Genomic DNA, 24360 nt, shown 5'->3' with positions numbered 1-24360 from the left:
CCTAAATATTACTAAACGATTAGAAACGATAGTGAGCAAATGCCTTATTGGCATCAGCCATTCTGTGCATTTCTTCCTTACGCTTTACAGATGCGCCGGTATTGTTAGCGGCATCCATGATCTCATTAGCCAGGCGGTCAGCCATGGTCTTCTCAGATCTCTTGCGGGAGAACATGGTCAGCCAGCGAAGGCCCAGGGCCTGACGACGATCCGGGCGAACTTCGATAGGTACCTGATAGGTAGCTCCACCGATTCTTCTGGCTTTAACTTCAAGTACCGGCATAACATTGTTCATTGCTTCCTCGAATACCTCGAGAGCCGGCTTCTGTGTCTTTTCTTCTACTTTGGCGAAAGCGCCATAGACGATCTTCTGTGCAACACCCTTCTTACCATCCAGCATAATGCTGTTGATCAGCTTGGTTACAACCTTGCTGTTGTAGATGGGATCTGCCAGTACGTCTCTTTTCTGAGTATGTCCTTTACGTGGCACGTTACTTCCCTCCTTAATCATTGGATTAATTCATTGGTACTCACTTTACGGTGTTCGTGCGAAACGTATTTTCAAAAAGGGAAAATAAATCTCAACACTAACCTTATTCTGAGTATAGTTGCTTCCAGTCTGCTTTTGCAGGAACCGAATTACTTGGAAGCTTTCGGTCTCTTAACGCCGTACTTGGAACGAGCCTGCTTACGGTCAGCAACACCTGCCGTATCCAGAGTTCCACGAATGATGTGGTAACGTGTACCGGGAAGATCCTTAACACGGCCGCCACGAATCATTACAACGCTGTGCTCCTGCAGATTGTGGCCTTCGCCCGGAATGTAGGATGTAACCTCGATACCGTTGGAAAGACGTACTCTGGCAATCTTACGAAGAGCAGAGTTAGGCTTCTTCGGGGTAGCAGTCTTTACAGATGTGCAGACACCACGCTTCTGCGGGGAAGATGTCTTGATGGGTCTCTTGGTCAGAGAGTTGAAACCGCTCTGCAGAGCCGGAGACTTGGACTTCTTCTGGGATGTCTGTCTACCCTTTCTTACTAACTGGTTAAATGTTGGCATTATTTTCACCTCCTGTGATTATTTGTGCTTGTGCATAATAGGCGATTTTTATCGTCAACAATTTACGCACGCCTAAGTATTATATCGACAGCTTTTCGATTTGTCAACACAAAAACCGCCGGAAAGCATGATATCTCCTAACGAAAGAAAGGATCTCTGCTTCCCGGCGGCTCTGTTTTAATTTACGGATATCAGGAACTTACTCTTCTGTTGTCTCGGTCTGAGTTTCCTCAGTGCCTTCCTTTTTATCCTGGCCTCCGTCCTTAGATTCATTGTGCTCGGCGCGTTTCTCGGCTTCCTCATTCGCAGCTCTGACCTTACGGCGGATCGCATCATTATAGTCGGTCGACAGCCCGATGTCACGGTACTGCTTCATACCTGTTCCGGCAGGAATCAGCTGACCGATGATGACATTTTCCTTAATACCGGTAAGCGGATCGACCTTACCCTTGATCGCTGCATCTGTCAGAACCTTGGTGGTCTCCTGGAAGGATGCCGCAGACAGGAAGGAGTCGGTTGCAAGCGCAGCCTTGGTAATACCAAGGAGTTCCTGCGTAGCTTCTGCAGGTTCCTTGCCCTGAGCCTCAAGCTTTTCATTGATCTCATCCAGCTCACGCCAGCTGATCAATGCACCCGGCAGGAGATCGGAATCGCCCTGTTTCTCTACTCGAACCCTCTTCAGCATCTGGTGGATGATAACCTCAACGTGCTTATCGTTGATATCAACACCCTGAAGACGATATACACGAAGTACCTCACGAAGGAGATAATCCTGTACGGCACGTACACCGAGAACACGAAGAAGATCGTGGGGGTTTACAGATCCTTCGGTTAAAGGATCGCCTGCAGAAAGGACCTCACCGTCTGCTACTTTAATATGAGATCCGAAAGGAATCAAATACTTCTTGACCTCACCGGTCTCTTCATTTGTAATAGTAGCTTCCTTCGCCTTCTTGACATCCGTGATCTCAACACGTCCGGAGATCTCCGTGATGATTGCAAGTCCCTTCGGTTTTCTGGCCTCGAACAGCTCCTCGACACGGGGAAGACCCTGTGTAATATCGGAACCTGCAACACCACCGGTATGGAAGGTTCTCATCGTAAGCTGTGTACCAGGCTCACCGATGGACTGTGCTGCAATGATACCAACAGCCTCACCTGCCTGAACCGGCTGACCGGTTGCCAGGTTCATGCCGTAGCACTTTGCACAGATGCCGTCCTGACTCTTACAGGTCAGTACGGTACGAATCTTTACGCGGGTGATCTTCTCGCCCTTCTCATCAACGCCATCATTCACGATCCGCTTTGCACGGCTTCTCGTGATCATGTGATCTGCCTTAACAATCGTGTTTCCTGCGGCGTCTTTAATGTCGTAGCAGGAGAAACGGCCTGTAATACGCTCTTCCAGCGTTTCGATCACTTCATCTCCATCTTTGAATGCCTCGACATACATGCCGGGGATCTCACCGTTCCGGCCTTCCATGCAGTCGTTCTCACGAACGATCAGCTCCTGGGAAACGTCAACCAGACGTCGGGTCAGGTAACCGGAGTCGGCTGTACGGAGTGCGGTATCAGACAGACCCTTACGAGCACCATGAGCAGACATGAAATACTCCAGTACGTCCAGACCTTCACGGAAGTTGGACTTGATCGGCAGCTCGATGGTTCTTCCGGATGTATCCGCCATCAGGCCTCGCATACCGGCCAGCTGCTTAATCTGCTTATCTGAGCCTCGGGCTCCGGAATCCGCAAACATGAAGATGTTATTGTACTGATCCAAGCCATCCAGAAGGTCTTTTGTCAGCTGGTTATCGGTATCTTTCCAGGTCTCGATAACTTCCTTGTAACGGCCTTCCTCCGTCAGGAGACCTCTCTTGTATTTCCGGTTGATCTTAGCAACCTTCTTTTCAGCCTCTGCCAGAAGAACCGGCTTGCTTGCAGGAACGGTCATATCTGCAACGGATACGGTCATGGCACCCAATGTCGAGTACTTGTAACCCATTGCCTTGACATAGTCCAGAACCTCAGCGGTCTTGGTTGCGCCATGGATATTGATAACATGTTCCAGAATATTTTTCAGATCCTTCTTCTTAACGAGGAAGTCAATCTCAAGCTTGAACTCATTTTCCGGCTTGCTGCGGTCAACAAAGCCCAGATCCTGAGGGATCTTTTCATTGAAGATCAGACGGCCAAGAGAGGTATCAATGATACCATAACGAACGGAACCGTCTTCCATCTTCTTGGACCGACGTACCTTGATCTTAGACTGCAGGCTGATGATATGGTTTTGATAAGCCATAATGGCTTCTGCCATATCCTTGAAGACCTTGCCTTCACCCGGCTCGCCATCACGCTGCTGGGTGATGTAGTAGCAGCCCAGTACCATATCCTGAGAAGGAACGGCAACAACACCGCCGTCCGAAGGCTTCAGCAGGTTGTTCGGAGAAAGAAGCATAAAGCGGCACTCCGCCTGAGCTTCCTGTGTCAGAGGCAGATGGGCAGCCATCTGGTCTCCATCGAAGTCGGCATTGAAGGCCATGCAGGCAAGAGGATGCAGGCGGATGGCCTTTCCTTCTACCAGGATCGGTTCGAATGCCTGAATGCCAAGTCTGTGCAGGGTAGGAGCACGGTTCAGCATAACCGGATGCTCCTTAATGACATCCTCAAGCACGTTCCAGACGTCATTGGAGGTTGCACGATCCACCATCTTCTTGGCGCTCTTGATATTGTGAGCCAGTCCCTGCTGAACCAGTTCCTTCATAACAAAAGGTTTGAAGAGCTCCAGAGCCATTTCCTTAGGAAGTCCGCACTGGAAGATCTTAAGATCCGGTCCAACGACAATTACGGAACGTCCACTATAGTCAACTCGCTTACCAAGAAGGTTCTGACGGAAACGTCCGTTCTTTCCCTTCAGCATATCAGAAAGAGACTTCAAAGGACGGTTTCCGGGTCCTGTGACCGGACGACCGCGACGGCCGTTATCGATCAGGGCATCAACTGCCTCCTGAAGCATACGCTTCTCATTTCTGACAATGATATCGGGAGCATGAAGCTCCAGAAGCCTTCTCAGACGATTATTTCTGTTAATGATACGGCGATAGAGATCATTCAGATCGGAGGTAGCGAAACGGCCACCGTCCAGCTGAACCATAGGACGAAGATCCGGAGGAATGACCGGGATAACCGTCAGGATCATCCATTCCGGCTTCTGCCCGGACAGACGGAAAGCCTCAACAACGTCCAGGCGCTTGATAATACGAGCACGCTTCTGGCCGTTGGCATCTTTAAGTTCTTCCTTCAATTCTGCGGAATCCTTCTCCAGGTCAATGGCCTGAAGAAGTTCCTGAATCGCCTCAGCTCCCATGCCTGCACGGAAAGCATCACCATACTGATTCTTATATTCTGCATACTCTGTCTCAGACAGTACCTGCTTGTAAGCCAGAGGGGTATCACCCGGATCAAGGACGATATAGTTTGCGAAATATAGAACTCTCTCCAGTGTACGAGGAGAGATATCAAGGATCAGTCCCATGCGGGAAGGGATCCCCTTGAAGTACCAGATGTGAGACACAGGAGCAGCAAGCTCGATATGTCCCATCCGTTCACGACGTACCGAAGACTTGGTGACCTCAACGCCACACCGGTCGCAGACAACGCCCTTATAACGAATCTTCTTATACTTACCGCAGTGACACTCATAATCCTTGGTAGGTCCGAAAATTTTCTCGCAGAAGAGGCCGTCTTTTTCCGGCTTCAGCGTACGATAGTTGATCGTCTCAGGTTTTTTTACTTCACCATGAGACCACTCACGAATCTTTTCCGGGGAAGCAAGCCCGATTCGAATGGAGTCAAAGGTTACGCCTTCATTCACTTCTTTTTCATTCATGTCTGGCATCAGTGAATCTCCCTTCCCTTAGTCTTCATCATTATCGTCAAATGCATCCGCATCAAAATCAGCATCTGCATCATCCTCAATATTTACAAAATCTCCGGTCTCGTCATTGTATTCCTGCTGGGTAAAGCCATTCTTTGCGAAGTCTTCACTGCTTTCAAAAGCGGAATAATCTTCCGACTTCTTCTCTTCACGGTCGGATCCGGCAATGATGGAATTGATATTGGTATTTCCATACTCGCTGGTTTCCTTCAGATGAACTTCTTTTCCATCCTCATCCAGAAGAGTGATATCCAGTGCCAGAGCCTGCAGCTCCTTCAGCATAACCTTGAAGGATTCCGGAATGCCCGGCTTCGGAATGTTCTCGCCCTTAATGATTGCTTCATAGGTCTTGACACGTCCGACAACATCATCCGACTTCACAGTCAGGATCTCCTGCAGGGTATATGCAGCGCCGTATGCCTCGAGGGCCCAGACTTCCATCTCTCCGAAACGCTGGCCGCCGAACTGGGCTTTACCGCCGAGCGGCTGCTGGGTTACCAGAGAATAAGGACCGGTCGAACGTGCATGGATCTTATCATCTACCAGATGATGCAGCTTCAGGTAATGCATGTGTCCGATGGTAACAGGACCGTCGAAATTCTCTCCGGTACGTCCGTCACGAAGCTGGACTTTACCGTCTCTTCGAATCGGAACGCCTGCCCAGAGTTTTCTGTGCTCCTGATGATCGATCAGGTACTGCATAACTTCAGGCTCAACAATATCCTTGTATTTTGCTTCAAAGTCCTCCAGCGGAGTATTGACATAATCGTTGGCCATCTCCAGAAGGTCACCGATATCTTTCTCGTCTGCACCGTTAAATACCGGTGTCTCAATATTAAAGCCAAGGACCTTTGCAGCAAGTGAAAGGTGAATCTCCAGGACCTGTCCGATATTCATTCGGGAAGGCACACCCAGAGGGTTCAGAACGATATCCAGTGGACGGCCATTCGGAAGGAAAGGCATATCCTCTACCGGAAGCACGCGGGAAACGACACCCTTGTTACCATGACGACCGGCCATCTTATCACCGACAGAGATCTTTCTCTTCTGAGCAATGTAGATCCGAACGGCCTTTCTGACTCCGGGAGGCAGCTCATCACCGTTTTCTGCAGTGAAGATCTTGGCATCTACAACGATACCGTATTCACCGTGAGGAACCTTCAGAGAAGTATCACGAACCTCTCTTGCCTTCTCGCCGAAGATAGCGCGAAGAAGACGTTCTTCCGCAGTCAGCTCAGTTTCTCCCTTCGGGGTGACCTTACCAACCAGGATATCACCGGCACGAACTTCTGCGCCGATCCGGATAATACCGTTTTCATCCAGATTCTTCAGGGCATCATCGCCGACACCGGCAACATCACGCGTGATCTCTTCCGGTCCGAGCTTGGTATCTCTGGCCTCGATCTCAAATTCCTCCAGATGAATGGAAGTATAGACATCATACTTGACCATGTTTTCAGAAAGAAGGACCGCATCCTCGTAGTTATATCCTTCCCACTCCATGAAACCGATCAGCGGGTTCTTACCGAGAGCCAGTTCTCCGTTTGAAGTAGACGGTCCGTCTGCAATCACCTCGCCCTTCTCTACATGGTCGCCCTTGAACACGATCGGGCGCTGATTGTAGCAGTTGGACTGGTTCGAACGCTCAAACTTGGTCAGGATATACTCATCACGCTCACCGTCATCCGTCCTTACAACAATACGGTTAGACTCGGAACGCTCAACGACACCGGCGCGTTTTGCAATCACGCAGACACCGGAGTCTACTGCTGTCTTCGGTTCCATACCGGTACCGATCACAGGAGCCTCTGTAGTCAGAAGAGGAACGGCCTGACGCTGCATGTTGGATCCCATCAGTGCACGGGTCGGGTCATCGTTCTGCAGGAAAGGAACCAGGGCAGTCGCAACCGAGAAGACCATTCGAGGAGACACATCCATGTAATCAAACATGTTCTTATCATAGGACGCAGTTTCTTCTCTGAATCTACCGGAGACGGTATCCTGAATGAAGTGTCCGTCTTCATCCAAAGGTGCAGATGCCTGTGCTACATGGTAGTTATCCTCTTCATCTGCTGTCATATAGACAACTTCTGTTGTAACCCGAGGGTTCTCAGGATCGCTCTTATCGATCTTTCGATAAGGTGCTTCTACAAAACCGTACTCATTAATACGGGCAAAGCTTGCCAGAGAGTTAATCAGACCGATGTTCGGTCCTTCGGGAGTCTCAATGGGGCACATACGTCCGTAATGGGTATAGTGGACATCTCGTACTTCGAATCCTGCACGATCTCTGGACAGACCGCCGGGTCCGAGGGCAGACAGACGTCTCTTATGTGTCAGCTCTCCCAAAGGGTTGTTCTGATCCATAAACTGCGACAACTGGGAAGATCCGAAGAACTCCTTCACTGCTGCAGTAACAGGCTTGATATTGATCAGGCTCTGAGGAGAGATCCCCTCCATGTCCTGAGTTGTCATCCGCTCACGGACAACACGCTCCATACGGGACAGGCCGATCCGATACTGGTTCTGAAGGAGCTCACCAACCGCACGAATACGACGGTTGCCAAGATGATCGATATCATCTTTATTACCGATTCCATATTCCAGATGCATATTATAGTTAATAGAAGCAAAGATATCTTCCTTGGTAATATGCTTCGGCACGAGTTCATGAACATCACGGCGGATCGCATCCAAAAGTTCCTCATGATCCGTATACTTGTCCATGAGTTCCTTCAGCTCCGGATAATAAACGAGTTCGTGAATTCCCAGATCCTTGGGATTACAATCTACGAATGCAGTCAGATCGACCATCATGTTCGACAGAACTTTCTCGTTCTTCTCTTCTGTCTGAATCCAGACAAAAGGAATCGCAGCATTCTGGATCTTGTCGGCCAGTTCACGGTCCACTTTCGTGCCCTTTTCCGCAATTACTTCACCGGTAGTCTCATCAATGACGTCCTCAGCAAGAATCTTATGATTGATCCGGTTTCTCAGAGCAAGCTTTTTATTAAATTTATACCGTCCCACCTTAGCCAGATCATAACGTCTGGGGTCAAAGAACATACCGTTGATCAGAGTCTCGGCACTGTCTACGGAAAGAGGTTCGCCGGGGCGGATCTTTCTGTAGAGTTCCAGAAGGCCTCCCTCGTAGGAACCGTTCGGTGCCTTTTCCGGAATGATGGAAGGATCCTTGGTGAAGGATGCTTCAATCTTCTTCTCATCGCCGAAAAGGTCAATGATCTCCTGGTTCGTTCCAATTCCGAGAGACCGGATAAATACCGTGATCGGAACCTTACGGGTACGGTCTACCCGAACATAGAAGACATCATTGGAGTCCGTCTCATATTCCAGCCATGCACCACGATTGGGGATAACAGTGCAGGAATAGAGCGGCTTACCAACCTTATCATGATCAATGGCATAGTAGATTCCGGGAGAACGAACCAGCTGGCTGACGATAACTCGCTCGGCACCATTAATTACAAAAGTACCGGTCTCGGTCATCAGAGGCAGATCGCCCATGAAGATTTCATGCTCATTGATCTCATCTGTCTCTTTATTATAGAGACGTACCTTCACCTTCAGAGGAGCCGCATATGTAGCATCTCTGGCCTTGCATTCCGGGATCGTATACTTAATATCCTCCTTGCAAAGCTTGAAATCGGTGAATTCCAGACTGAGATGACCACTGTAGTCCGTGATCGGGGAGATATCATCGAAAGCCTCCTTCAGACCCTCATCCAGAAACCACTGATAAGAGTCCTTCTGAACTGCGATGAAATTTGGCATTTCGAGAACTTCCCGGTGACGGGCAAAGCTCATCCGCATGCCCTTACCGGACTTCACCGGCCGCATGTTCTTTTTCTCCATTGACGTTCCACCTCTCGTAATATTCTAAATTTATTACTACACAAGTTTCAAATGTATGGCAATTCTCTTGAAATATGCGCATACTTCGTATTGCCACACGGCATACCCCGCGACAATAACGCAACGTACATAATACAAGAAAAGCAAGCCTTTTGTCAAGGTATTTTTTTGCGCACAAAAAAAGGACTGCATACGCAGCCCTTTTTCTTATGGTTCCTTCTGATTATTTCAGGGTAACCTTTGCGCCCTGCTCTTCCAGCTTAGCCTTCAGATCATCAGCGGTAGCCTTGTCAGCCTGCTCCTTAACAACCTTCGGAGCACCGTCAACGAGATCCTTAGCTTCCTTCAGGCCAAGCCCGGTTGCTTCACGAACAACCTTGATAACCTTAACCTTGTTCGGGCCAACTTCAGTCAGCTCTACGTCGAACTCAGTCTTCTCTTCTTCCGGAGCTGCGCCAGCGCCTGCTGCTGCAACTACAACACCAGCTGCTGCGGATACGCCGAACTCTTCTTCACAAGCCTTTACCAGGTCGTTCAGTTCAGTTACGCTAAGTTCTTTGATTGCTGCGATGATCTCATCATTGGATAACTTTGCCATTGATTTTTCCTCCATTTAATAAATTTGTCAGGAAACGATCGTTCTAGGATACGATCCGTTTCAATTTGAAATACAGATAATTGTAATAAATTACTCTGCTGCTGCTTCGCCATTCTTCTCTGCGATCTGCTTGATAACGCGAGCGAAGTTGGTGATAGGTGCCTGGAAGGAACCAAGCAGTCTGCCGAGAAGGACATCTCTGGACGGGATTGCTGCGATTTCATTGATGGCAGCTTCATCCATATATTTACCTTCTACAACGCCGCCCTTGAGCTCAAGAGCCTTCGCATCCTTAGCAAACTTTGCAAGAACTCTTGCGGGAGCAGTTGCATCGTCCTTAGAAATTGCGATTGCGTTCGGTCCTTCAAGAAGAGGCTTCAGGCTTTCGAATTCAGTTCCTTCGAAGGCCCTGGTCATCATAGTATTCTTGTAAACCTTGTAAGTTACACCTTCTGCACGAAGAGCCTTACGAAGAGCGGTATCTTCAGAAACAGTAAGTCCACGGTAGTCAACTACAACTACGGACTGTGCTCCCTCAACGCTCTTGGAGATCTCTTCTACGATAGGCGCTTTTAATTCAACCTTTGCCACGAATTTTACCTCCTTATCGTATTTTTTCCGAATCGGATAAGTATAGAAAAACCTCTCTGCACGATGACAGAGAGGTCTACATTTCATAAATGTACTCATCCCTCGGCAGGTAGCATGCGTTATGTCTATTGACACCTGCTGTCTTCGGCATTTGCTATAGTACTATAGCACGATTTATTTTTGCTGTCAACATGATCTCGGAGAGATTCCGGCGCCTCACGGCGCCCGGATCCATCTTCATCACTCTGCAACAGTCTGAACTGTCTTCAGAGGATTTACCCGAACACCAGGGCCCATGGTCGGAGCCAGGGTGATGTTCTTCAGATAGGTTCCCTTTACTGTGGAAGGGCGAGCCTTGTTAACGGCATTCATTAAGGTCTGGAAGTTGTCAAGTAACTGGTCTTCTGTGAAAGAAGCTTTTCCAATCGGCACATGGATGATATTTGCCTTGTCCAGACGATACTCGATCTTACCGGCTTTGATATCCTGGATTGCCTTGGTGACATCCATGGTTACGGTTCCTGCCTTGGGATTCGGCATTAAGCCCTTCGGTCCAAGGACACGACCCAGACGTCCTACAACACCCATCATATCCGGGGTAGCTACAACGACGTCAAAGTCAAGCCAGCCGTCATTCTGGATCTTCGGGATCAGGTCCTCTGCGCCTACGTAATCAGCGCCTGCAGCCTGTGCTTCATCAGCCTTCGGTCCCTTGGCAAATACCAGAACACGAACGGTCTTACCGGTTCCGTGAGGAAGAACAACAGCGCCACGGATCTGCTGATCTGCGTGACGGCTGTCACAACCGGTACGGATGTGAACTTCGATTGTTTCGTCAAACTTAGCATTTGCGTTCTTCTTGACCTGGCTGACTGCGTCTGCAGGATCATAGAGAACGGTCTTGTCGTACGCCTTTACGGCGTCCATGTATTTCTTTCCGTGTTTCATTAAATTTCCTCCTGTGGTTCGGTCGGGTGTGCGATGGCCGCTGTAGGAATATCAGCGCCGCCCTCCCACTTCAATGACAGGTCGTATCAGTCTACGACTTCGATTCCCATGGAACGAGCTGTTCCAGCGATCATGCTCATTGCTGCTTCAACGGTTGCTGCGTTCAGATCCGGCATCTTGGTCTCAGCGATTTCCTTGATCTGATCCTTGGTTACCTTAGCAACCTTGTTCTTGTTCGGCTCACCTGATCCGTGCTGGATATTTGCTGCCTTCTTCAGAAGAACTGCAGCAGGGGGAGTCTTGGTTACAAATGTGAAGGAACGGTCGGTATAAACTGTAATGATTACAGGAACGACTGTGTCTCCCATCTGAGCTGTCTTTGCGTTGAATGCCTTTGTGAACTCAACGATATTAACGCCATGCTGACCAAGAGCAGGTCCGACAGGCGGTGCTGGTGTAGCTTTTCCGGCCTGGATCTGCAGCTTGATATAGCCTTCAATCTTCTTTGCCATTGGAAATTTCCTCCTTATTTCATTTTCTCGACATCTGTGAAGCTGATCTCAACCGGTGTTTCCCGATCGAAAAGCTCTACGTTGATCGTTACGGTCTGCTTGGTCGGATTCATATCCATGATCTTACCAACGGTATCCTTCCAAGGGCCGCCGATGACTGTGATCAGATCACCAACCTCGAAATCAACCTCGATGTCTTCCTGTTTGATACCAAGAGGCCGCATCTCGGCTTCGGTAAGGGGCACCGGTTTGGATCCGGGGCCGACGAAACCGGTAACACCTCTGGTATTTCTGACGACATACCAGGTGTCATCGTTCATGACCATATTGACAAGAACGTAACCCGGGAACATCTTGTGGGACACCTGTTTTCTGGCTCCGTTTTTCAGTTCCATGGTATCGATCATAGGAATACGGACTTCAAAGATCTGATCCTCAAGGTGCCGATTCTCTATTGCTTTCTCGATATTTGCCTTTACCTTATTCTCATATCCGGAATAGGTGTGAACAACATACCATGCTGCCTCTGCCATACTTCAAATGCCTCCATTACAACTTGACCAGGACATCAACACCGCGGCGGATAAACATATCCAAAACGGCAATGATGATCCCCAGAATTACAGATACGATGACAGTTGCAGCTGTCTGCTTGCCAACCGTTGTGCGGTCCAGCCAGACGATCTTCTGCCATTCGATCTTGAGTCCCTGAATTCGTTCTGCCCAGGTCTTCTTACCATTCTTTGCCATCGCAGCTGCTCCTTTACTTTGTTTCCTTATGTAAAGTGTGCTTTCTGCAGTTCGGGCAGTACTTCTTCAATTCCATTCTTTCCGGATGAAGACGTTTCTCTTTGGTAAGATTGTAATTCCGGTGCTTGCACTCGGTGCATTCCAGTGTTATCTTCGTGCGCACAACTTCCACCTCCAATTTCGTAGTTTGCTATGCCCGAAATTTGGGCATAAAAAAAAGACCTATTTCCATCGCCGTACCACTATATCATGGCAGAATCGTCCCTGTCAACAGGTATTTTTGATATTGCAGCGTCACATGGCCTTTCCGGTCAATTTTTTCTTTCACGCAATCCTTTCGGAAATATAGACCGCTTTTTTATTTTACACCTTCCTTTTCGATGTGCTATAGTTAGTTTCAAAATTTATGCAAGCCTCAAGGAGGAATCTATATTATGAGAGAACGCGATTATATGGTCCGCGCAACCGCAGCTGAAGGGCGGATCCGGGCCTTCGCCATAGTAACAAGCCACATGGTATCTGACATGCAGAAGACCCACGACACTTCCCCCAATGTTACTGCAGCTCTGGGACGGCTTTTGACCGGAGCCACCATGATGGGCGCCATGATGAAGGACGAGAGAGACCGGCTGACCCTGTCCATCCGCTCTCAGGGGCCCATTCAGGGTATGACTGTTTCCGCTGATAACCAGGGTCATGTCAAGGGCTTTCCAAATGTAAACCAGGTCCCTCTGAGGGAGAAATATGCCGGGAAACTGGACGTCGGCGCATCCGTCGGCCCCGGAACCCTGACCGTGATCCGGGACGAAGGCTTGAAAGAACCCTATTCCAGTCAGATCAACCTGGTTTCCGGAGAGATTGCCGAAGATTTGACCTACTATTTTGCCGTCAGCGAACAGGTCCCGTCCTCTGTCGGTCTCGGCGTCCTGGTAGATACCGATTGGACAGTAAAAGACGCCGGCGGTTTTATCATCCAGCTCATGCCGGATGCAAAAGAATCTGATATTGACAAGCTGGAAGCCCGTCTGAAAGAGATCCATTCCATCACCCAAATGCTGGAAAAAGGCATGGAACCGGAGGACATCCTGGAGCATATCCTGGGTGACATGGGCCTGGAAGTCTTATCCGAGATGCCGGTTTCCTATACTTGCGACTGTTCCAGGGAAAGAATCGAGAAGGCTCTTCTCACCATTCCAAGGTCCGATCTGCAGGAAATGATCGACGATGGGAAGCCCATCGAGATGAAGTGTCAGTTCTGTAACAAAGAATACTCCTTCTCGCCAAAGGAATTACAGGATCTCATTGCAGAACAGCAGCTGTAACCATCGCCAGGTGACACCCTATTTTGCAGCCTTATTTTGCGACCTTATTTTGCAGCTTTATTTTGCAACCTTATTTTGGCACCCTATTTTGCCGCCTTATTTTGCAGCCTTCGCCGCCTGGTCCGGGTCGATGGTATTGTTTTCCAGTGCCTCGACCCATTTCTTATAGAAAGCAGCCTTCAGATGAATGCCATCTGTAGTATAGTCTGCAATCAGATTGCCGTCTCCATCACAAACCTCTGTATTGGGATCGATATAGAAGGTATCCCGGCCATTCGCCAGAGATGCGATTGCCGTATTTCGCATAACCATATTCGTGTTGTTATAGGTCGGATCTTGTTGAGATTTTTCCGCGCTGACATGAAGATTTCCTTCAATATAAATGATCGCATCCGGCCATGCCGCATGAATTTTCTCCATCAATGCCCGATATCCGTTGTAATATCTCATCAAAGGATATCCCATTTCATTGATCCCAAGGGAAATATAAACCTTGCGGAATTTGTGAGAGGAGAGAAGCTGATCCAAAGTCATCGCACCTGCTTCCCCATCCACACCGCTGTAATTTAACTCCTTACTTGTAACTCCGAATACACTCATGGACTCTTTGCAGAAAAAGTTCGTTTTTCCAACCAGAGGTCCCCACATGGACAGTCCGACCGTTCTGGAATCTCCAATCATCAGAGCGTCCTTGAAATAATCATCACTCTTTGCTTTTTTCAGATAACGGTAAGTTCCATCCGGCGCAAAATATCCGGTCAGGTCTGTTGTAAAAACCGTGGAAGGATCTGCAATGAGTGAGGAATCGACGACGCCATAATCCTTGGCAGGAACCACCGGATTGCAAACTCCTTTTGGGATGGTCAGTCTCTCATCCAAAGCTTTTTTCATTTCCTGCTTGGATGGTCTTTTCTCTTGTTTTATTTCATTTGCTTTGTTCCTATCGGAGTTGACGATAGCAGCCGCCGCCTCTTCTCCACCATTCCTCTTGGTTTTCAGGTCAAAAATCAAAGCCGAATATACCGGTTCCTTAACGAAATCCAGTTTCCGGTAACGTTTCAGCCTGGTATGTAAACCAATGAAACCCACGATGGATAAAATCACGCAGGAAAGAAGAATCAGAGAAAAAAGAGGGATCTTTTTTCCACACAGGACCAAAAATTTCCAAAAATCTGATCGATGATCTTGTTTTCTTTGAACATTTTTATTGGACATATCGCTGTTCTTTCATTAAAAACTGAAATACATGAAGGTATTTCCCTGACTTGTGACAGAGAAATAGATAGAGATCCAGAAGAGAATCAGGCTGCCGATCACCACCGCCGGATTCTTTCTGTGCGCCCGAAGCCATTGGCTTACTGCAGGAATGCAAAGGGCGATAGCTGCCGCAAAGAAAGGAGCATATTGTTTCAGATAGATCGCCCAGTCCATAGGATCCATAGACTGCCCCTTGTGGAAGAAGGGGAAGAGTCTGGCAAAATACATAAGAAGCTCTTTCAGATCCGGGACTGCAAAAACCACCCAGGTCAGAGGAATCAGGATCCAAACATGCAGATGCCCCCAGAGAGGGAACTTCTTCATCCCTGTTTTGAAAACAAATTTTTCCAGAATAATGATCAGACCGAGGACAAGACCCCAGATCAAGAAATTCAGGGTTCCGCCATGCCAGAGACCGGTAATTGCCCAGACAACAAGAAGATTTCGAATGATCTTCCATGTAGCGGTCCGGCTTCCTCCCATTGGAATATAGATATAATCCCGAAACCAGCTTCCCAGCGTTGCATGCCAGCGGCGGTAGAAATCCCCGATATTTTTGGCGGCATAGGGATGGTCGAAGTTGATGACTTCCGGAAATCCCAGCATCATGCCGACACCGGATGCAATCAGGGAATAGCCCCAGAAATCGAAATAAAGCTGGAAGGTATAAGCAAAGGCTCCCATCCAGGCCAGAGGTGTCGAGATACTCTCAAAACCAATCTTTGAGATCTCATTCCAAAGAATACCGATCCGGTCCGCCAGAAGAACCTTCATCGCCAATCCGGCAACTGCCTGCTCTACGCCTCTTTCAAAGTTTGAGAAGGTATATCTCCGTCCTTTCAGATCATCGAAGCCGCCCTCGCTGTAACGCATGATCGGGCCCTCCGCAATCTGCGGGAACATAGTGAAATAAGCCGCTGTACGCCAAAAACTCGGCGTGATACGAATTTTTCCGGTATAGAGGTCTGCCTGGTAAGAAATCATTTTGAAGATGTAAAAACTCAGGCCCAGGGGAAGACCTGCACCTGCCACGCGAAGAGCCCTGACCTTGAAGAAAGTAAGAACTCCCGCATCCAAAATTACCGCGACGGCCAGTAAAACTTTACGGCTGACATCATTTTCATTTCTCTTGACAGCAGGCAGAATGCTGATTTTTTCGTAGCCGACTCCACCGCCATCTTCTATAATGGAAATTCCTCTCGGCTTGACCAAAGCCTTGCCAAGAAAGTGATTGACTATGGTAAGTCCCAATAAGAGGAAAACCATTCTCCGATCCCCATATCCATAAAAGACAATAGAACCGATAAAGAGGATGGCATCCTTATACTTGTTGGGCGCAAGATAATAAACGATCAGAAAGACCGGCAGAAAACGCATCAAAAAGAAAATATCTGTAAAAGCCATAATAAAACCCTAAAAACGATTGATATTGCGAAACTGAATTATATCATAAATCTTTGATTATTTGTTATACTGTACAAGGAATTTAGAAAATGAACAATCAGAGAGCAGCTTACCCATAGGAGGACAGATTACGAAGACGATCAAGTTATATGACAGGGATGCCTATGCTTCAGATTTCGATGCCGAAGTCATATCCTGCCGGAAAATCAAAGATCCCGAGAGAATAAAAAGGCTGAAAGAAAGAGCTCTTATATTAGAGACCGCGCCGGGGCTTCTGTCCGAAGCGGATGCCTTCTATGAAGTCATTCTGGATCAAACACTCTTCTTCCCGGAAGAAGGCGGGCAGACCTGTGACAGGGGCCTTCTCATGGTTGGTTTCTCCCTGATCCTTCCGGTCCTGGATGTCCAAATAGATGAAAATGGTTCGGATAATGCAGTGATTCGCCATGTTCTGGCCCAGGAAGTTGATCCCGCTACAAGGGTCCACGGAATCATTTCATTTGATTACCGCTTCTCCAATATGCAGAATCATAGCGGAGAACATATTTTCTCCGGACTGGTTCATAAGTATTTTGGCTATGAAAATGTCGGTTTTCATTTATCCGACAATGAAGTCACCATGGATTACAATGGAAAGCTTACTGCAGAAGATATCGAAAAACTCGAAATAGAGGCAAACGACTGGATTCGCCAGAATGTCTCGATTGAATGCCGCTACCCGGACGAAAAAGAGTTGGACCATATGAATTACCGAAGCAAGAAGGAACTTACCGGTCCGATCCGAATCGTTACCATCCCTGGCTGTGATGTCTGTGCCTGCTGTGCGCCCCACGTCAGGAGTACAGCGGAGATCGGCCTGTTAAAGGTCATTTCCTTTATGAATTATAAGGGCGGTGTCCGCCTGTCCATCCTCTGCGGCGAGCGGGCAGAAGCAGATTATCGGGCTAAGCAGAAGGAGTTGGATCAGATCTCCCATCTCTTAAAACTTCCGGTCCTCTCCCTGGCCGGCCGGATCAAGGATCTGATGGAGGAAAAGGCCCGCCTGCAGGCTTCCTTGAATGAGGCGGAAGGGAAACTTTTAGAGCAGAAGATCCTGGCGATCCCGTCTTCCGAAAGAAATCCGCTTCTATTCACCGAGATCTCTTCTGCCAACCAGATCCGCCGGTCTGTGAATCAATTAATGACAGATCACTGCGGAATCTCAGCCATCTTCTTTCCAAAAGAGAAGGCTTCTGAGGATCATTCTGCAAAAGAAGAGGATCCGTCCCGTGAATATTCCTATATCATAGGTTCCGGTGCAAAAAACAGAGATCTTCGCGAATTACAGAAGCTTCTGAGTCAGAATTTTAAGGCCAGAGGCGGTGGCCAGGCAGCGATGATCCAGGGTTCCCTTTGGGCCAGTGAAAAGGACCTGCGGAAATTCTGGGGATCCCTGCAATAAGAATTTTTACGGAAGCCTTTTCCGGGATGAGGAATTTATTTGTCCGATAGCAGTTCATCCAGAGTCTTCCCATAGGCCGGCAAAAACTCCTTACAGAAGACGTCTGCTTCCGGATAATCCTTTCGCATGGAGGATACCGCCTCTTCAAGCGTCTGTCTGGCCGTTCGAAACTCTGTATTTCCGGCTGTTTCTTCCTCTATACACTTGATCAATGCCGAGATCTTGTCAGCAGCTTTGACCAGATGGCGCACGTAGTCCTCCTCAGGACTGTGATCTCCATGGAAGATTTCAGAAAAATCTTCCTGCAAGTCTTTGGGTAACAGACGGGTCAGCTGATCTTCCGCATGACTCTCTACATCCTTATAGGCATTTCGAATCGTCGGATTGGAATACTTGACCGGGGTCGGCATGTCACCGGTGATGATTTCCGAAGCATCATGATAGATACTGATCAGGGCTGCTTTCTCGGCATCCAGCGTTTTCCCAAAACGGCGGTTTCCGATCAGACACAGTACATGGGCAATCATTGCCACCTCAAGACTGTGCTCGCTTAAGGATTCCGGCCGGCTCGACCGCATCAGGGCCCAGCGCTCGATATACTTCATTCTTGAAATCGTTGCAAAGAAACTACTCATAAGACCTCCCGGGATTTTTCCTCTATCATAAAATCTATAAAAATCCTATACTTTTTAAAAGAATAAGACAACAGAAATACAAATAAGGCAATACAAATGAATACGAAAAACAATATATCTCCAAATGAGGCCCCATCCAAAAGCAATCCATACCAGTCTTCCCAGGAAACCCTGCCCAGGCAGAATGCAAAGCAGTCTTCCGAAGAGAAGCAGTTAAAACGAAAAACCTTCCTTCAGAAGCGCATCGTTGTATTCTTCGGTGCCATGATCTGCTGTGCCCTCTGGGGCTCGGCCTTTCCCTGTGTAAAAATCGGCATGAAGCTCTTTGCCATCCGGCCGGATCAGACTGCCGATCAGATCCTCTTTGCCGGCTGCCGCTTTGCCCTGGCCGGAATTCTTGTAATAATCGTCGGAAGCCTTCTCAAAAAGAAGCCCCTGATCCCCAAAAAGCAGGAGCTTCCCTCTATTCTCTGGCTCTGCCTTTTCCAGACAGTCGGTCAGTATTTCTTCTATTATATAGGAATCGCCCACACCAGCGGCGTCAACACCTCGATCGTAGACTCCCTTTCGATTTTCCTGTCCATCCTGTCCGCTTCTCTCCTCTTTCGGATGGAGAAGCTGACCGGGCGGAAGATTTTAGGCTGTATCCTAGGTTTTCTCGGTGTCGTTCTTGTGAATCTGAACGGCGGCGGCTTTAACTTTCATATGACCTGGATCGGAGAAGGCATGATCCTCTGCTCGGCCATCACCTATTCCTTCTCTTCGATCTTTGCCAAGATTTTTTCCCGAAAGTCGGATCCGGTCCTTCTTTCCGGCTGGCAGTTCCTGATCGGCGGCCTGATTCTGTCGGTCGGTGCCATGCTTGCCGGCGCCCGGCCCAAGAGCCTGACGCCCGGATCTTTCCTTCTCTTCCTCTATCTGGCCTTCATTTCCATGGCTGCCTACACGATCTGGACCATCCTGTTAAAATACAATGATGTCAGTCTGGTCTCGGTCTACGGTTTCATGAACCCGGTCTTCGGAGTTCTGCTATCGGCCCTCTTCCTCGGAGAAACAGAAGGCCTGAACTGGAATTACCTCCTGTCCCTCATTTTCATAGCTATCGGAATCAACCTGGTCAACCGCCAGGCGAAGAGAAATGTAAACCAGACAGCAGAAGTGACCAGTCAGAATACAAAATGATTCTGATTTAAATGAATATTGATAAGAACTGATACTGATACTAATACGAATCAGCAGGAATACAAAGTTAAAAAACTGCAAAAAAACAACAGAAAAAGGAGAAAATATGAGTACAAATGACGCCTACAAGGACAGCATGATCGTTTTGAAGGACGAAAGTGGAAACGATGTGGAATACCACTATCTCGAGGAAGTCTTCTATCAGAGCAGGACTTATATCGTCCTGGTTCCGGAGGCAGAACTGACAGCTCCCGGCGGCCACGTCGTCATCGCCGAATATATCACCGAGGGGGAGGAAGAAGGTATGCTCTACAGCGTAGAGGACGAGGATATTCTCCAGGCTGTCTTCGATGTCTTTAAGGAAGATTACAAGGACGTCTTTCGTTTTGCCTGAGAAACAAAAGAAGCTAAAAGCGGCCGGTCGGAGAGTCTTCCCATTGCTTCCGAACAAGCCTGCTTAGAAAAAGAGAGCGGATGGAATTTTCCACCCGCTCTCTTTTTTTGCACGAATCTTATTTCGATGCTCTTCTATTTTCGACTCCTGTACTCCATAGAGAACCGGTCTATATTTCAATACAGATTCTCTTCTCGTTCGGATTGTATGAATACAGATCCTTCACTTAGATCTCAAGAAGCTTGGCATATTCAGACAGAGCCCCGTCGGTATCGCCGGCCAGGACCTTCTTTGCAAGGGTCTTCCCAAGCTGAACGCCTTCCTGGTCAAAAGAGTTGACATTCCAAAGGAAGCCCTGGAACATAACCTTGTTCTCGAAATGAGCCAGAAGTGCACCCAGGGTCTCGGGATTTACTTCCTCGCCGACAAGAATACTGGAAGGACGGTTTCCTTCGAAGTTCTTGTTGGTGTTTTCATCCTTCTTTCCGCAGGCGAAGGCTACGATCTGGGCTGCAACATTGGCGCAGAGCTTCTGCTGGCTGGTAGAGCCCTGGATCTCGACGTCGTTCTGAAGCTGGGATTTTTTGAAGCCGACGAACTGCAGGGGAACAATATTGGTTCCCTGATGCAGAAGCTGATAGAAGGAATGCTGACCGTTGGTACCCGGTTCGCCGAAAAGAACCGGTCCGGTCACATAGGAAAGTCTCTCGCCGAAACGGTTGACGGACTTGCCGTTGGACTCCATGTCCAGCTGCTGGAGATGGGCCGGGAAACGGATCAAAGCCTGGGAATAAGGCAGAACAGCGGTGCTCGGGAAACCGAGAACATTTCTCTCATAGACACCAATCAGTGCATCCAGCATAGCCGGATTCTTTAAAGGATCCTTCTCCTTGGACTTCTCATCCTCTTCTGCAGCACCCTTCAAGAAGCTTGCGAACACCTCCGGTCCGAAAGCCAGAGAGAGAACGGCTCCGCCGACAGCGGAAGTAGAGGAATAACGGCCGCCGATATAATCATCCATATAGAAGGCATCCAGGAAGTCCTTGCTATGAGCCAGAGGAGAAGTCTCGGATGTAACAGCGATCATATGCTTTGCCGGATCCAGGCCTTCCTTCTTCAATGCATCCATAACGAATGCCTGGTTGGTCAGGGTCTCCAATGTGGTACCTGACTTACTTACCAGGATGAAAATTGCGTGAGCGACATCGGTGGAGGCGAGAACCTGGGAAGCATCGTCCGGGTCTACATTTGAAATGAACTTTGCTTCCATATGGAAGCAGCCCTGCTTCTTAGCCCAATTCTCCAGTGCCAGATACATGGCTCTCGGGCCGAGATCGGATCCACCGATACCGATCTGTACAACGGTTGTAAACTTTTCACCCTTGGCATTGGTGATCTCACCGGCATGGACCTTATTGGCAAAGTCTGCGATCCGCTTCTGCTGCTCCAGGTAGAAAGCCCGCTTATCAACGCCATCTGCTTCTACCTTCTTTCCCAGCTGACCGCGGGTCAGATGATGGAGAACCAGGCGCTTCTCTCCGGTATTGACTACGTCACCGTTATAGAGATCTTCGAATTTCTCAGCAAGCTGTGCTTCTTCAGCAAGTTTCTTTAAAATGGAAAGGATCTGGTCATCTACTGCCTTGGCAGCATAGTTGTAACGAAAGCCGCAGGCGCCGTCTACCGAATACTTCTTGACCCGCTCTCTGCCCTTCTCACCTGACATTGCATCAACGAGATCAACACGCTTTGCCTTTTCCAATTCATGAAAGGAAGTCAGGCTATCCAGATTCTTCCACTCGATCATAGTAAATACCTCCGATTCTGATTTGTGTTCAAGAAAATCCACAACAAATCCCATGGACTTAAAACTTATTATTTTCCTTATGGATTATATCCTATAAGAAGGGATTTTTCCATGATTTTTTGAAATCGTTCCCATCCCATCCTCCGCTCAGGGCTTTCGTATGGTATCCATTTCTTTCAACTTATAATCAGTAATCCTACATTTATTAAAATTTCATAAAGGATCCGGATCCTGGCTTTACAAGTTTTGATTCGAATGGTATATTGTAGCATGCTACGGTTTTGATCTGTAGCACGCTACTTTTTAATTAGGAGATCTTGGAATGTCTATGGAAAATAGAATTTTTATGCATTTACTGCAGATCAACCGACTCCTGGAATACAACTTCGGCGAGAATCTGAAAAAGTGGGGCCTCACCTTCTCTCAGGCTCACGTTTTAAAGACTTTATATGTAAACCAGGGGCAGGCAACACAGAAGGAGATCGAGAAGCAGCTTGGTGTCTCTCATCCCACTGTCAGTGGTCTGATCCACCGTCTGGAAAAGAATGGATATGTGACCTCTGAAATTGATAAGAGAGACAAAAGGAACCGGATCGTCACCCTGACAGACCGGGCCATGGAACACCGTGCGCTTGTCATGGAAGGGCGAAAGAAGATCGAGAATCTCCTTCTCTCTGATTTTTCTCAAGCAGAAATCACAGAACTGGATTCTCTCCTGGAGCACCTCCTTTTAAATCTGACAGAGAACCGGGAATATTTTGAAACAAATACCTTCCCAATGCTGGCTTCTCTTATGAATACCAAAAGCAAACAGGGTTTGGAAAGCTGACAAGAGATTCGAAAGAAGGATCCCCCTGTTTTTTCATGTGTATAGGAATCATCATCTTATTTTCTTAGAAAGGACGCATTTCAAAATGGTAGTAAAAACACTGTCGAAAAGCATCCGGGAATACAAGAAGCCCTCGATCCTGTCGCCGGTCTTCGTTGCATTCGAAGTCATCTTCGAATGTATCATCCCCCTTGTCATGGCATCTCTGATCGACCACATGAACGGCAGCAGCATGAAACCCATCCTCATGGATGGAATCCTCTTAGTTGCTCTGGCTATGTGCTCTCTCTATTGCGGACGCATGGCTGCCATTCAGGCCGCTAAAGCAGCAACCGGCTTTGCAAAGAATTTAAGAAAGGATATGTTCTCCAATATCCAGACCTTCTCCTTTGCCGATGTGGATCGATTCTCCACTTCCTCCCTGGTCACTCGAATGACAACGGATACAAGCAATGTACAGAACGCCTATTCCATGATCATCCGGGCCTTGATCCGGGCACCCTTCATGATTATCTTTGCAGTAATTATGACATTAAGAATCAACGCAAGGATGTCTCTTATTTTTATTGTCATTCTGCCTGTCCTGGCGATTGCTCTGCTTGGAATCGCAGCTTTCGTACATCCCATCTTCGTTCGGATCTTTAAGAAATATGATGCAATGAATGATTCGGTTCAAGAGAATGTCAACGGGATCCGCGTTGTGAAATCCTTTGTTCGTGAGGATTATGAAAAGAAGAAATTTGGCAAAAGATCCGCAGACATCCAGAAGGATTTTACACATGTCGAAAAAATATTGGCTCTGAACTCACCTATTATGATGACAGCGATCTATACTGCAATGCTTCTGGTTTCCTTCCTCGGAGCACGCATCATCATACTGTCCCACGGTTCTTCCCTTACGACCGGTCAGCTGTCGTCCTTCATTACCTATGGAGTCCAGATCTTAATCTCTATGATGATGATCTCCATGGTCTTCGTAATGATCATTATGTCTGAAGAGAGTGCTGAACGTATTGCGGAAGTCCTCACCTATCAGAGCACCCTGGTTTCTCCCGAAAACGGAGAAAAAGAAGTAAAAAACGGCGAGGTCGTCTTCGATCATGTTTCCTTCCGCTACTCTGAGAAAGCGAAAAGAGATGCCCTGTCTGACATTTCTCTGACCATTCCCTCCGGCTCCACCCTTGGTATTATCGGCGGCACCGGATCTTCCAAGACAACTTTGATCCAGCTCATCTCCCGTCTCTATGATGTAAGCCGGGGATCCGTCAAGGTCGGCGGAATCGATGTACGGGATTATGACCTGGACAGTCTCCGCGATCAGGTTTCGGTTGTTCTCCAGAAGAATGTCCTGTTCTCCGGAACGATTAAGGATAATATGCACTGGGGTGATCCAAAGGCCAGCGATGAGGACATTGTGAATGCCTGTCGGCTGGCTCAGGCAGATGAATTTATCGAACAATTCCCTCAAAAATACGATACCTGGATTGAACGCGGCGGCTCCAATGTCTCCGGCGGTCAGAAACAGCGTCTCTGCATTGCCAGAGCCCTGTTAAAGAAGCCGAAGATCCTGATTTTCGATGATTCCACTTCGGCTGTGGATACCAAGACCGATGCTCTGATCCGAAAGGCCATGGAAGAAAAGATCCCGGATACTACCCGGATCATTATTGCCCAGAGAATCTCTTCCGTCCAGGACTGTGATCATATCATCGTCATGGACAAGGGCAGGATCGTCGAGGAAGGCACCCACGATGAGCTTCTGCAGGCGAATGGCATCTATCGCGAAATCTATGATTCTCAAACCAGAAAGGAGGCCTGAGTGAC

Annotated in this window: 21 protein-coding genes and 1 other annotated feature; of the genes, 6 read left to right on the top strand and 15 right to left on the bottom strand. The window is 48.1% G+C overall.

The annotated features are described in order from the left end of the window. Positions 1-19 precede the first annotated feature (19 nt). From rpsG to rpmG, 11 genes are all read right to left on the bottom strand, one after another. Positions 20-490, bottom strand: a complete 471-nt coding sequence (rpsG, locus tag ACKX2L_RS03865; protein ID WP_497550302.1) for a 30S ribosomal protein S7 — start codon at positions 488-490, stop codon at positions 20-22. A gap of 149 nt (positions 491-639) precedes the next feature. After that, on the bottom strand, positions 640-1059 hold the full coding sequence (gene rpsL, locus ACKX2L_RS03860) for a 30S ribosomal protein S12 (protein WP_497550303.1): 420 nt from the start codon (positions 1057-1059) through the stop codon (positions 640-642). A gap of 199 nt (positions 1060-1258) precedes the next feature. After that, positions 1259-4954, bottom strand: coding sequence for a DNA-directed RNA polymerase subunit beta' (gene rpoC / locus ACKX2L_RS03855; RefSeq protein ID WP_497550304.1), 3696 nt, complete (start codon positions 4952-4954; stop codon positions 1259-1261). A gap of 18 nt (positions 4955-4972) precedes the next feature. Continuing rightward, positions 4973-8866: a DNA-directed RNA polymerase subunit beta gene (gene rpoB / locus ACKX2L_RS03850; protein ID WP_497552642.1), complete on the bottom strand. Its 3894-nt coding sequence runs from the start codon at positions 8864-8866 to the stop codon at positions 4973-4975. Between the two features lie 223 nt (positions 8867-9089). Further along, a complete protein-coding gene (gene rplL / locus ACKX2L_RS03845; protein WP_497550306.1) occupies positions 9090-9464 on the bottom strand; it encodes a 50S ribosomal protein L7/L12 in 375 nt (124 codons plus the stop codon). A gap of 90 nt (positions 9465-9554) precedes the next feature. Continuing rightward, complete coding sequence (rplJ, locus tag ACKX2L_RS03840) at positions 9555-10055, bottom strand: 50S ribosomal protein L10 (protein WP_497550307.1); 501 nt, start codon at positions 10053-10055, stop codon at positions 9555-9557. Positions 10056-10091: 36 nt separating this feature from the next. Beyond that, positions 10092-10221, bottom strand: a sequence feature (ribosomal protein L10 leader region). Positions 10222-10295: 74 nt separating this feature from the next. Next, the gene (gene rplA, locus ACKX2L_RS03835) at positions 10296-11003 is read right to left on the bottom strand and encodes a 50S ribosomal protein L1 (protein WP_497550308.1); all 708 of its coding nucleotides are present in this window, start codon (positions 11001-11003) and stop codon (positions 10296-10298) included. 86 nt (positions 11004-11089) lie between these two features. Beyond that, positions 11090-11515, bottom strand: a complete 426-nt coding sequence (gene rplK / locus ACKX2L_RS03830) for a 50S ribosomal protein L11 (RefSeq protein ID WP_497550309.1) — start codon at positions 11513-11515, stop codon at positions 11090-11092. Positions 11516-11529: 14 nt separating this feature from the next. Further along, entirely contained in the window at positions 11530-12048 is a 519-nt protein-coding gene (gene nusG / locus ACKX2L_RS03825) for a transcription termination/antitermination protein NusG (protein ID WP_497550310.1), read from the bottom strand. Between the two features lie 16 nt (positions 12049-12064). Beyond that, a complete protein-coding gene (locus ACKX2L_RS03820) occupies positions 12065-12265 on the bottom strand; it encodes a preprotein translocase subunit SecE (RefSeq protein WP_497550311.1) in 201 nt (66 codons plus the stop codon). Positions 12266-12278: 13 nt separating this feature from the next. Beyond that, on the bottom strand, positions 12279-12428 hold the full coding sequence (rpmG, locus tag ACKX2L_RS03815) for a 50S ribosomal protein L33 (protein ID WP_497550312.1): 150 nt from the start codon (positions 12426-12428) through the stop codon (positions 12279-12281). A 271-nt stretch (positions 12429-12699) separates the two neighbouring features. Between rpmG and hslO the strand changes: the two genes are divergently transcribed. Continuing rightward, complete coding sequence (gene hslO, locus ACKX2L_RS03810) at positions 12700-13587, top strand: Hsp33 family molecular chaperone HslO (protein WP_497550313.1); 888 nt, start codon at positions 12700-12702, stop codon at positions 13585-13587. A gap of 96 nt (positions 13588-13683) precedes the next feature. Here hslO and ACKX2L_RS03805 read toward each other — a convergent pair whose 3' ends face one another. Both ACKX2L_RS03805 and ACKX2L_RS03800 read right to left on the bottom strand, forming a co-directional pair. Then, positions 13684-14802: a GDSL-type esterase/lipase family protein gene (locus ACKX2L_RS03805; RefSeq protein ID WP_497552641.1), complete on the bottom strand. Its 1119-nt coding sequence runs from the start codon at positions 14800-14802 to the stop codon at positions 13684-13686. Positions 14803-14817: 15 nt separating this feature from the next. Continuing rightward, the gene (locus tag ACKX2L_RS03800) at positions 14818-16248 is read right to left on the bottom strand and encodes an MBOAT family O-acyltransferase (protein WP_497552640.1); all 1431 of its coding nucleotides are present in this window, start codon (positions 16246-16248) and stop codon (positions 14818-14820) included. A gap of 61 nt (positions 16249-16309) precedes the next feature. Here ACKX2L_RS03800 and ACKX2L_RS03795 point away from each other — a divergent pair, with 61 nt between their 5' ends. Continuing rightward, the gene (locus tag ACKX2L_RS03795; RefSeq protein WP_497552639.1) at positions 16310-17689 is read left to right on the top strand and encodes an alanyl-tRNA editing protein; all 1380 of its coding nucleotides are present in this window, start codon (positions 16310-16312) and stop codon (positions 17687-17689) included. 35 nt (positions 17690-17724) lie between these two features. Here the strand turns inward: ACKX2L_RS03795 and yfbR are convergent, their stop codons facing one another. Continuing rightward, on the bottom strand, positions 17725-18324 hold the full coding sequence (gene yfbR / locus ACKX2L_RS03790) for a 5'-deoxynucleotidase (RefSeq protein ID WP_497552638.1): 600 nt from the start codon (positions 18322-18324) through the stop codon (positions 17725-17727). A 96-nt stretch (positions 18325-18420) separates the two neighbouring features. Here yfbR and ACKX2L_RS03785 point away from each other — a divergent pair, with 96 nt between their 5' ends. Further along, entirely contained in the window at positions 18421-19506 is a 1086-nt protein-coding gene (locus tag ACKX2L_RS03785) for a DMT family transporter (RefSeq protein ID WP_497552637.1), read from the top strand. 106 nt (positions 19507-19612) lie between these two features. Beyond that, positions 19613-19900: a DUF1292 domain-containing protein gene (locus tag ACKX2L_RS03780; RefSeq protein WP_497550319.1), complete on the top strand. Its 288-nt coding sequence runs from the start codon at positions 19613-19615 to the stop codon at positions 19898-19900. A 226-nt stretch (positions 19901-20126) separates the two neighbouring features. On the opposite strand, the gene ACKX2L_RS03775 is transcribed toward ACKX2L_RS03780, so the two are convergent. Further along, on the bottom strand, positions 20127-21707 hold the full coding sequence (locus tag ACKX2L_RS03775; RefSeq protein ID WP_497550320.1) for a glucose-6-phosphate isomerase: 1581 nt from the start codon (positions 21705-21707) through the stop codon (positions 20127-20129). 328 nt (positions 21708-22035) lie between these two features. On the opposite strand from ACKX2L_RS03775, the gene ACKX2L_RS03770 reads away from it, so the two are divergent. Together ACKX2L_RS03770 and ACKX2L_RS03765 are read left to right on the top strand one after the other, a co-directional pair. Beyond that, positions 22036-22536: a MarR family winged helix-turn-helix transcriptional regulator gene (locus tag ACKX2L_RS03770; RefSeq protein ID WP_497550321.1), complete on the top strand. Its 501-nt coding sequence runs from the start codon at positions 22036-22038 to the stop codon at positions 22534-22536. An 85-nt stretch (positions 22537-22621) separates the two neighbouring features. Beyond that, on the top strand, positions 22622-24355 hold the full coding sequence (locus tag ACKX2L_RS03765) for an ABC transporter ATP-binding protein (RefSeq protein WP_497550322.1): 1734 nt from the start codon (positions 22622-22624) through the stop codon (positions 24353-24355). The last annotated feature ends 5 nt before the right edge of the window (positions 24356-24360 follow it).

The organism is Porcibacter vitabionis, assembly GCF_046263795.1.
In the GTDB taxonomy this organism is placed as follows: Bacteria; Bacillota; Clostridia; order Lachnospirales; family Lachnospiraceae; genus Lachnocurva.
This window is presented reverse-complemented; position numbering and strand designations above follow the sequence as displayed.